Source organism: Thermoplasmata archaeon, from assembly GCA_035622275.1.
In the GTDB taxonomy this organism is placed as follows: domain Archaea; phylum Thermoplasmatota; class Thermoplasmata; order Lutacidiplasmatales; family UBA184; genus Lutacidiplasma.
Genome location: DASPVQ010000012.1, coordinates 1 through 9,633 on the forward strand (window position 1 = coordinate 1; position 9,633 = coordinate 9,633).

The window sequence follows — 9,633 nt, forward strand, 5'->3', positions numbered from 1 at the left end:
AATCCGCGGCACCCATTTTCTCAACCTCTCCCGCTCTTCTGGGACAGTATCGATCCGGACTGCGTGACGGCAGAACGTTGGCAGAACATCGACACGTCGTCGGGCCGGTCTGCGGGTGTTCCCGGCACGACGCAGACCGCGCGCTCGGTGCGCGCGATCATGGGACAGAGGGAGCATGCCAACTCCGCCCTTGACAGGGATCATCCGAAGGCTCAACTCCACCAGTTGCACCTCGGGCGGCCCTTCACCGATCCCCGGCCCTGCCCTGCGGCCCTCGATACCGGAGATCATCCGCCAATCGCATACGATGCGCGCCGCCCATCAGGGAGCGTCACGCTGCAGTTGCTGGGGACCAGTGTCGACGCGGCCTTGACGTCGAAGCCGAACGTCGCGAGGGATGGGAGGAGCCGGTGCGCTTGTTCGAGCGCCATCGTCACGCCCCAGAAGGTCGCCGGAGATTAGGAGGGACAGCCTGCGTTGGCGGTCCGATGGTTCCGGCGCCCTCCCCTGCGCCGGATGCCAGCGCGCAGCCCCTCGATGGTCGGCGCGCTGGCGCACGCCAAAAGGGTTAGGCGCGCGGCCCGGTACCTTCGCTCCGAGATGCGCGGGGGGAGGCGCTACCTGCCCGAGCTGTTGCTCGGAGCGATCCTCGCCGGTCCGACCGTCGCGATCGTCCTGCTCTACGTCCGCCTCGGGATCACGCCGTACTTCGCCATCCCCTGGGACCTCGCGACCCTGGGGTCGCTCGGCCTCTACGTCGCGATCCGGGCCGCGGGCCGCTCTCCCGGTCGGTTCGTCCCGCGCCTGGTCGTCCTCGGGCTGATCCTCGCCCTGGTCAGCATCGTCACGGGGATCGGCAACGGCGCGACGGACGAGGGCCGCACGACGATCGCCTACGCGGGCCTCATGGTGAACGGGACCAACCCGTACACGCACCTGCTCGTCCTCCACTACACCGTGTCGATCGGGCCGTTCCTCACCTATCCGGTGACCTCGCAGAGCTACGACACCTACCTGCCGCTCGTCTCGTTCGTGCAGATCCCCGGAACGGGGGTGGTCGGCTACGAGGCCGTCTGCGTCGCCGCCTGGCTCGGGATGGTCTACCTCGTGCGGCGCGACGAGTTCGCGGCGGTCACGCTCGCCTCGCCCGTGATCGCGCTGCTCGCGTCGAACGGGTTCAACGACCTCACGGTCCTGTTCTTCCTGACGCTCAGCCTGCGGGGCGGCTCCGGGCCCCGCGCGAGGATCGTGGAATATCTGACCTACGGCATGAAGCAGTTCGCGAACGTCTTCTGGATCGCCTACCACGCGATCCGTCGCGACTGGCTCCGCGTCGCGCTCGTCGTCCCGATCACGCTCGTCCTCGTGCTCCCGTTCCTGATCTACCAGCCGCTCGGGGTCTACTGCAACGCGCTCACCTTCGGCTGGGGACCCGGCTGCTCGAGCGCTGCGGGGGGCGTCCGGGGGCTCGCCGACCTGTGGGACCACTGGAACTACTACGTGTGGCCGGTCTGGGGCTACGCGCTCTTCCGCCGCCGCGTCGACGCATGGATCGCCAGGGCGCGCGCGGTCGTCGCAGGTCGCGGCGCTTCGCGCCCGGGTCCGGCGCGGGACCCGCGCGCCGAGCCCGAGCCCGTCACGCCTTCTTGAGCGCCGCCACCAGCTGGCCGACCTCGGTCGCCGCGTCGCCGTAGAGCATGCGGCAGTTGTCGCGGTAGAACAGATCGTTCTCGATGCCCGCGAAGCCCTTGCCCTGGCCGCGCTTGATCACGATCACGTTCTTCGCGCGCTCGACGTCGAGGATCGGCATGCCCTGCAGCGCGCTCCCCGGCCGGTGGGCGGCGGGGTTCACGACGTCGTTCGCGCCGATCACGAGCACGACGTCGGCGTTGGGGAACTCGTCATTGATCTCGTCGCGGTCGAAGAGCTTGTCGTAGCTGATCCCGGCCTCGGCGAGCAGCACGTTCATGTGGCCGGGCATGCGGCCGGCGACCGGGTGGATCGCGAACCTCACTCGCACGCCCCGGGCCTCGAGCAGGTCGGCGAGCTCCTTCACCTTCTGCTGGGCCTGCGCGACCGCCATCCCGTAGCCGGGCGCGATCACGACCTCGCTCGCGTAGGCCATCAGGGTCGCGGCGTCCCCCGCCTCGATCGGCTTGAGCTGACCCTGGACCGTGGCGCCGGTCTCCTCGGTCGCGCCGAAGGCGCCGAAGAGGACGTTGCCCACCGAGCGGTTCATCGCGCGCGCCATCAGGATCGTGAGCAGCGAGCCCGCCGCCCCGACCAGCGTGCCCGCGATCACCATCGCGTAGCCCGCGTCCCCGAGGGGCCCGTTCACGAGGGCGAAGCCGTCGAGCGCCACCGCGACGCCGGTGAGCGCGTTGAACAGGCTGATGACCACCGGCATGTCGGCCCCCCCGATGGGCAGCGCCATCAGCACGCCGAAGGCGAGCAGCAGGAGGAAGAACGGCAGCAGCCAGAGCGTCTCGAGCCGGACCACGGCGAGCACGCCGAAGGCGAGCCCGACGACGAGCACGCCGAGGTTCACGGGCTGCTGCGCGGGGAAGACGATCGGCCGCGAGCGCAGCCATCCCTGGAGCTTGGAGAACGCGACGAGGCTGCCGGCGATCGAGATCGACCCGATGACCGCGCCGGCGACGCTGAGGGCCGCGGTCGCCGGCGCGGCGAGGCCCGACAACAGCTCGACGGCGGCGATCGCGCCCGCCGCCCCGCCGCCCATCCCGTTGAAGATCGCGACCATCTGCGGCATCGCGGTCATCTTGACCACGCGGGCCCAGTAGAAGCCCAGGCCGCCGCCGACGAAGATCCCGAGCGCGATCAGCGCGAAATTCGAGAGGTTCGGGGTCAGGAATGTGACGGCGACCGCGATCAGCATCGCGATCCCGGCGAAGACGATCCCCCGCCGCGCGGTCTCGGGCGAGCTCATCGCCTTCAATCCGAGGATGAAGACGACGATCGCGACGACGTACACCGCGTCCACGAGGTCCGCCACCCCGGGGCTCATGGGGGGCCTCCCTTGCGCTTGGAGCGGTCGAACATCGCCAGGATCCGCTCGGTGACGACGTAGCCGCCCGTGACGTTCATCGCGCCCATGATCACGGCGACCAGGCCGATCGCCTGCTCGAGCGGGGTGCTCGCGATGCCGAGCGCGACGATCGCGCCGACCAGCACGATGCCGTGGATGAAGTTCGAGCCGCTCATCAGCGGCGTGTGGAGCAGGACCGGCACGCGGCCGATCACCTCGTAGCCCGTGAACGCCGCGAGGATCGCGATGAACAGCGCCGTCCAGAGGTCCGCGGCCACCTAGTTGCCTCCGGCCAGCAGCTGGGCGGTCGGCGCGTGGACGACGTTCCCGTCGCGCGTCAGGAGGCTCGCGGCGAGGATCTCGTCGGAGAAGTCCGTCACGAGGTTCCCGGAGGAGCCCAGCAGCAGCCCGAGGAACGATTCGACGTTCTTGGAGAACATCTGGCTCGCGTGGAACGGCAGCTGGCTCGGAAGGTTGAGGGGTCCGGCGATCCGTACGCCCCCGACCTCGACCTCCTCGCCGGGCCGGGTGAGCTCGCAGTTGCCGCCGGTCTCGGCCGCGAGGTCGACGATCACGGCGCCCGGGCGCATCCGCTCCACCATCGCGCGGCGGACGAGGATCGGCGCGCGCCGTCCGGGGATCGCCGCCGTCGTGATCACGACGTCCGCCTCCCCGATCGCCTTCGCGAGCATCTCCTGCTCCTGCTGCTTCTCCGCGTCGGTGAGCTCCCTCGCGTAGCCGCCGGAGCCCTCCGCGTTGATCGCCAGCTCGAGGAACCGGGCGCCCAGGCTGCGGACCTGCTCGCCGGCGGCCCGACGGACGTCGTAGGCCTCGACGAGGGCGCCGAGCCGCTTCGACGTCGCGATCGCCATGAGGCCGGCGACGCCGGCGCCGAGGACGAGGACCTTGGACGGACGGATCGTCCCGGCCGCCGTGGTGAGCATCGGCAGGAACTTCGGGCACAGCTCGGCGCCGATCAGGGCCGCCCGGTAGCCCGCGACGGTCGCCTGCGAACTGAGCACGTCCATGCTCTGCGCGCGGGTGATGCGCGGGAGCAGCTCGAGCGCGAAGGCGGTGAGGCGCGCGTCGCGCATCTGCGCGACCTCCTCGAGGTGGCGCGAGGCGTTCATCAGCGCGACGAGGATCGTGCCCGGCGCGAGGCGCGCTAGCGTCGCGAGCGGCGGCGGCTGGACCGAGACGACGATCGAGGCGCCCGCGACGACCGCGCCCAGCTCGACGTCGACCCGCGCGCCCGCGGCCGCGTAGGCCGCATCGGGGTAGCGCGCCGCGGTGCCGGCGCCGGCCTCGAGGGCGACGCGGACCCCGGACTTAGCCAGGCGCGGGACGACCTCGGGGACGAGCGCGACCCGCGCCTCGCCGGGGACGGTCTCTCGCAGGACGGCGATCTCGACCGGCATCGGAGTCGGCCTCGCTCGAAACGGGCGAGATTATACGCTTGCTGCTGCGCCGGCGCGCCCGCGGCGCCGGCGAAGCGTCATCAGGCCCCCGTCGCTCGCGAAGGTGATGGCCGGTCGAGGCGTCCGCGAGCCTCTCTGGCGCGACCGGATCGTCTGCGGGGACGCCCGGGCCGTTCTCGACCGTCTGCCCGACGAGAGCGTTCACCTCGCGGTCACCTCCCCGCCGTACAACCTGCGCATGCCGTACCGCGACTACCACGACGATCTCGCGCCGGAGGAATACCTTCGCTGGCTGAGGGAGGTGTGGCGCGCGCTCCAGCGCGTGCTGGTCAGCGGCGGGCGCTTCGTGCTGAACGTTGCGCCGACCTCGATCAAGGACTTCCGCCCGATCCACCACGACCTCGCGCGCGACCTGCGCGATCTCGGCTACATCATGCGGACCGAGATCATCTGGTACAAGCAGACCATGGGCCGCCGGACCGCCTGGGGCTCCTGGCGCAGCCCGTCGAACCCGCACATCGTGCCGTCCTGGGAGTACGTGCTCGTGTTCTCTAAGGGCCAGTGGCGGCTGCCCGGGGACCGCGCGAGGATCGACATCTCCGCGCGCGAGTTCGAACGGTTCTCCGACGGGTTCTGGAAGATCCCGCCCGAACGGAGGCGGGCCGGTCATCCCGCGCCGTTCCCCGAGGAGCTGATCGAGCGCCTGGTCAAGTTCTACAGCTACCGCGGGAACGTCGTGCTCGACATGTTCGGCGGCACGGGGACCGTCGCGGCGGTCGCGCGCCGTCTCGGCCGGCACTACCTGCACGTCGACTCTTCGAGCGAGTACTGTGCGCAGGCCCTGGCGCGCGTGCGCGCCGCGCGGCCGCCCCCGGGCGCTTGGATCCCGCCGCCCGGGGCGCCGGTCCCGATGCCGTCGCGGGACGGCGCGAGCCGTCTCGGCTAGCCGCGAGCCGCCGTCGGGCGCGCGAGCGCGATCCGCTGGGCGAGCCCGGGGAAGAAAAGGTAGCCGCCGGCGTAGAGCGGGGCCGACCAGACGTCCAGGCGCGCGTGGCGCTCGGCCGGATGCTGGCCGAGGAACCGCAGGTAGTCGAGGGCGCCGTCGACCACTCGAGCGCGGGTCGCCCGGCCCCGGACCCCCTCGACGACCGTCTCGCCGCGGGACATCCGCTCGTAGTGCACGCTCAGGCCCGCGAGCCAGTCGGCGAGGTCGTCCCGGCCGCGCGCGCGGGCGATCGAGGCGAGCGCGGCGTGCCCGTCGACCGCGTGCCGCAGCCAGGCGACCTGGTGCGAGACGTTCGATCCGGAGACCCGGTAGCGGGTGAGCCGGCGGTCGTCGAGGTAGAGCCCGCCGGGGACGAGGATCGACAGCGCGAACAGCGCGAGGTCCGGCAGCTGGGTCGCCGCGAACGCTTCCCGGAGCGGCCCTTCGAACAGGGCGCGGCCAACGATCATCGTGCTGCTGTTGAACGACGTCGTCGCGTCCTCGACGAGGAACGGCGCGAGCGCGCGGCGGTCGCCGGTCGGCACGCGGACCGGACCGGTTCGGTCGAAGGCCGGATCGCGATCCAGGGTCCGCCAGCGAGGGCCCGGGATCGGCCGGTCGTCCCGGTCGATGGGGCGGACGCGGTTGCGGTAGAAGATCGTCCCGGGCTCCGATCGGAGCACGTCGAGGGCGCTCGCGAGCCGGTCCGGCTCGAACTCGTCATCGTCGTCCAGGAACGCGATCCATGGGGCGCGCGTCCGATCGATCGCCGCGAGCAACCACCGCCCGATCCGCGGCTCGCCGCTCCGGACGAAGGCGACCCCGCGCGCGCCGTAACGCTCGACGAGGTCCGGGGCGTCCAGATCCGTCAGCACGACGACCTCGAAGCGGGAGCGCTCGAGCCGCTGCGCGAGCACCGAGTCGATCGCGCGCTCGACGAACTCGGAGCGGCGGTACGCCCCGACGATGACCGATACCTCCGGCGTCGGACCGACGGGGACCTCGGGGTTCATGGCGCGGCCAGGGCCCCGGAGAGCCGCGTTGCCTCGGGCGACCCGTCGGGGAGGAGTCGCCGGGCGAGCTCGGCGGTCGCGAGCTCGAGCAGCGGCTCGAGGTTCACGGTGTCGGCCCGGTTGTAGCGGACGAGGCGTTCGAGGGCGGCGAGGTTCCCCCGGCGGTACTCCTGCCACAGGCGGACCGCGTCGAGTCCGTGGATCCCCTCCACGCCGGCGCGGCTGCCGACGCCGAGCCGCTCCTCGATCCGCTTGAGCCCGCCGGCCTGGCCGAGCCGGTAGAGGAGGAACCGCAGGTCGATGTGCACGGGCGGGACGAGCAGCTGCGGGAACGTCGCCTCGAGGAACGGGACGTCGAACTGGCGGCCGTTGAACGTCACGAGCACTCCGAAGCGCCGCAGGTAGGCGGGCAGCTCCTCGAGGTCGTCGCCGGCGACGAACGATCGGGTTCCCCCGCCGCCGTGAACGGCGACGACCGTCACGATGCCGGCGTAAGGGGAGAGGCCGGTCGTCTCGATGTCGAGGAAGGCGGTGCGCTCGCGGAACGACGGGTAGAGCCGCCAGTGCTCCCGCTCGGGGAGACGGCGCCCGAACCAGGCGCTGTCGGCCGCCCCGAAGGCGCGTTCGCTCTCGGCGAGCTCGGCGCGCACGCGGGCGTTCGATCCCGAGGCGAGCCCGAGGCCGTCGAGGCGCTCGGCGAGCGTCCCCCAGTCGCGGACCCCGGCGCTCCACAGGCGGGCCTCGCCGACCGGGCCGATTCCCGGGAGGTGGCAGAACGTCGCGCGGAGCACGGGCGGGCCCGACGGGCCGGGGCGTATTATTCGTCGCCCCCGCGCAGCCTGGCTACGGGCGCGGGTCGGCCGACTCGACCGGCAGGGGTCCGAGGCTGGATACGAGCTGCTTCACGGCCGCCCAGAAGCGCGGGACCTCCTCGCGGGCCAGGCGCCGGTCGTAGAGCGGCGCGCGGCACTCGGCCTCGAGGACCGTGGGATCGTCCGCGTCCCAGACAAGCCGCACCACCCAGTCTCCGTGCTCCTCCTCGTAGGCGTACACGCGCTTCCTCGGATCGGTGGGCACCGGGTTGGGCACGAGCACCTCCAGCGGCGGGTCCGGCGGCGGGGGCAAGCCGGGGGTCAGCATCACCGGGGGCGGCCGGTCGGGGAGGCGCAGCCGGATCCAGGCCACCACCGGCCAGTGGCTTCGCGCGACCCCCAGGCTCGGCATCGCCGCGCGAGAGCGCCGGCGGTCTAAGCCCCTGCGCCGATCCGGGACCCGAGGCCCGGGACTCGAACCTTGGAAAAAAAGGTTCACGCGCGTTCTGTGTAACTGCCAAGCATAACCAGGTGACGTAGCTGCGGACGTTAGTGGCCGCGGGCTGAACGGATCGCCCGAAGGCTTTCCGCGTACACCCCGGCTCTATCGAACTCGTCTTCTACGAATGTCCTTCAGGGTCTCTCTTTTTCGAGGGAGTTTCGGGCTTAGATGCTTTCAGCCCTTATCCCGTAGCGCGTGGCTGCTCAGCGATGCCTTGCCAGACAACTGATGGACTAGAGGCGCCGATTCCCCGTTCCTCTCGTACTATGGGAACCTTCTCGTCAGAGACCCGGACACTTCCGCCAAAAAGTAACACACCTGTCTCGCGACGGTGTGAACCCAGCTCACGATCCCTTTTAATGGGCGAACAACCCCACCCTTGGTAGCTGCTGCACCACCAGGATAGGCAGAACCGACATCGAAGTAGCAAGCCTCCAGGTCGATAGGGACTCTTGCTGGAGACAACTCAGTTATCCCCGGGGTAACTTTTCTCATATCAATGGCCCCTACAGGGGAGGCACATTGGTTCGCTAGGCCCTGCTTTCGCATCGGGAATCCTCGTTAGGCAGATTCCCGTCAAGCCGGCTTTTGCCCTTGCACTCTACGGTGGATTTCTGACCCACCTGAGCCGACCTTTGGGGGCCCTTGTTACATTTTGGAGGGCGTGGCGCCCCACCCAAACTGCCTACCTACGGGTGTCCCCCTCGCGGGGTGAGCGATACCAACCCGAAAGGGTGGTGTTTCATCGGCCTCTCGGAACGGACCTAGCGGCCCGCCCTGGTAGCGAGTCCCACCTACGCTACACATTCGGATTAGTATCACAACCGCAGGCTGCAGTAAAGCTCCACGGGGTCTTCACTTTCAGACGGAAGACATTGGACTGCTCGCCAATGAGTCAGTTTCGCCGGCTTCCGAGTGGGGACAGTAGAGCTCTCGTTGGTCCTTCATGCAAGTCGCCAATTAAGCGACAAGGTATTACGCTACCTTAAGAGGGTCATAGTTACCCCCGCCGTTTACCGGTCCTTCGTCCCGTTGTACCGGGCTTTCAGATACCGACACTGGGCAGGATTCAGCGGCCATACACAACCTTTCGGTCTCGCGGCCACCTATGTTTTTGTTAAACAGTCGGAGCTCCCTGGTCACTGCGACCAGACCTCCTCAGGTCTGGCACCCCTTCTCCCGAAGTTACGGGGCTGATTTGCCGAATTCCCTCACTCGAATTCTCGCCGACACGCCTTGGGCTTCTCACCCAGGGGCACCTGTGTCAGATCTCGGTACGAGCCCAAGATGCCGTCCTCGACTTTTCACGGGCCGCCCGCATCGGGGGAAATCTCCTCGCGGAGTTCCGATCCCACTGCCCCCGGTTCTCACCATGACGGTACTTCCCGGGGCGACGCAGGACCGATAGGCTGGCATATGCCCACACTCCCTAGCGGCCGGCTTCCTCGAGGACGCTTTGACCTTGGGGTCACAGAATATTAACTGTGTTTCCGTTCGCGAGTGCCGACTAAGGACTCGCTTAGGCTCGACTAACCCACGGCGGATGATCGTTGCCGTGGAACCCTGGCCCCTTCGGCGGACGGGATTCTCACCCGTCTTTGCTGCTACTCCTCCCAGGATTTTCGATGGAACCCGGTCCATAGGAGCTCACGCCCCTACTTCTACCCGAGCACCACGCCTCCTTACACGATCGCCGTCGATCGACGGCGCGCCCGCATATCGGGGGCCGGTTTAGCCCCGTCCATTTTCGGTGCCCATGCCCTCGACTGGTGAGCTGTTACGCACTCTTTGAAGGATGGCTGCTTCTGAGCCCACCTCCCAGTTGTCTTCGAACACGGACGCCCTTTGCATGACACT

General features: G+C 69.3%; 9 protein-coding genes and 1 rRNA gene. 3 read left to right on the forward strand and 7 right to left on the reverse strand.

From position 1 onward, the window contains the following. A partial coding sequence (locus VEL82_03260; GenBank protein ID HXW66884.1) for a hypothetical protein occupies positions 1 to 462 on the forward strand: 462 nt, incomplete at its 5' end. A 138-nt stretch (positions 463 to 600) separates the two neighbouring features. Next, positions 601 to 1,650, forward strand: coding sequence for a hypothetical protein (locus VEL82_03265; GenBank protein ID HXW66885.1), 1,050 nt, complete (start codon positions 601 to 603; stop codon positions 1,648 to 1,650). Here VEL82_03265 and VEL82_03270 read toward each other — a convergent pair. The 3 genes from VEL82_03270 to VEL82_03280 are packed head-to-tail and all read right to left on the reverse strand — an operon-like array spanning position 1,637 to position 4,464. Beyond that, entirely contained in the window at positions 1,637 to 3,025 is a 1,389-nt protein-coding gene (locus VEL82_03270) for an NAD(P)(+) transhydrogenase (Re/Si-specific) subunit beta (protein ID HXW66886.1), read from the reverse strand. The genes VEL82_03265 and VEL82_03270 overlap by 14 nt on opposite strands. Next, positions 3,022 to 3,324, reverse strand: a complete 303-nt coding sequence (locus VEL82_03275; protein ID HXW66887.1) for an NAD(P) transhydrogenase subunit alpha — start codon at positions 3,322 to 3,324, stop codon at positions 3,022 to 3,024. Before VEL82_03275 ends, VEL82_03270 begins: the two co-directional genes overlap by 4 nt. Next, positions 3,325 to 4,464, reverse strand: a complete 1,140-nt coding sequence (locus VEL82_03280) for an NAD(P) transhydrogenase subunit alpha (GenBank protein ID HXW66888.1) — start codon at positions 4,462 to 4,464, stop codon at positions 3,325 to 3,327. Between the two features lie 106 nt (positions 4,465 to 4,570). Here VEL82_03280 and VEL82_03285 point away from each other — a divergent pair, with 106 nt between their 5' ends. Then, positions 4,571 to 5,410, forward strand: a complete 840-nt coding sequence (locus VEL82_03285) for a site-specific DNA-methyltransferase (protein ID HXW66889.1) — start codon at positions 4,571 to 4,573, stop codon at positions 5,408 to 5,410. Here VEL82_03285 and VEL82_03290 read toward each other — a convergent pair. From VEL82_03290 to VEL82_03305, 4 genes are all read right to left on the reverse strand, one after another. Next, the gene (locus tag VEL82_03290) at positions 5,407 to 6,462 is read right to left on the reverse strand and encodes a glycosyltransferase family 2 protein (protein HXW66890.1); all 1,056 of its coding nucleotides are present in this window, start codon (positions 6,460 to 6,462) and stop codon (positions 5,407 to 5,409) included. The genes VEL82_03285 and VEL82_03290 overlap by 4 nt on opposite strands. Beyond that, a complete protein-coding gene (locus VEL82_03295) occupies positions 6,459 to 7,253 on the reverse strand; it encodes a ribonuclease H-like domain-containing protein (GenBank protein HXW66891.1) in 795 nt (264 codons plus the stop codon). Before VEL82_03295 ends, VEL82_03290 begins: the two co-directional genes overlap by 4 nt. Positions 7,254 to 7,305: 52 nt before the next feature. Further along, positions 7,306 to 7,686, reverse strand: coding sequence for a hypothetical protein (locus VEL82_03300; GenBank protein HXW66892.1), 381 nt, complete (start codon positions 7,684 to 7,686; stop codon positions 7,306 to 7,308). 118 nt (positions 7,687 to 7,804) lie between these two features. Beyond that, positions 7,805 to 9,633, reverse strand: a 23S ribosomal RNA gene (locus VEL82_03305); the annotation flags it as partial.

Coding starts and splice junctions, on each gene's coding strand:
- VEL82_03300 (HXW66892.1), bottom strand. CDS start 7,686: ATGCCGAGCCTGGGGGTCGCGCGAAGCCACTGGCCGGTGGTGGCCTGG.
- VEL82_03290 (HXW66890.1), bottom strand. CDS start 6,462: ATGAACCCCGAGGTCCCCGTCGGTCCGACGCCGGAGGTATCGGTCATC.
- VEL82_03265 (HXW66885.1), top strand. CDS start 601: ATGCGCGGGGGGAGGCGCTACCTGCCCGAGCTGTTGCTCGGAGCGATC.
- VEL82_03280 (HXW66888.1), bottom strand. CDS start 4,464: ATGCCGGTCGAGATCGCCGTCCTGCGAGAGACCGTCCCCGGCGAGGCG.
- VEL82_03285 (HXW66889.1), top strand. CDS start 4,571: ATGGCCGGTCGAGGCGTCCGCGAGCCTCTCTGGCGCGACCGGATCGTC.
- VEL82_03270 (HXW66886.1), bottom strand. CDS start 3,025: ATGAGCCCCGGGGTGGCGGACCTCGTGGACGCGGTGTACGTCGTCGCG.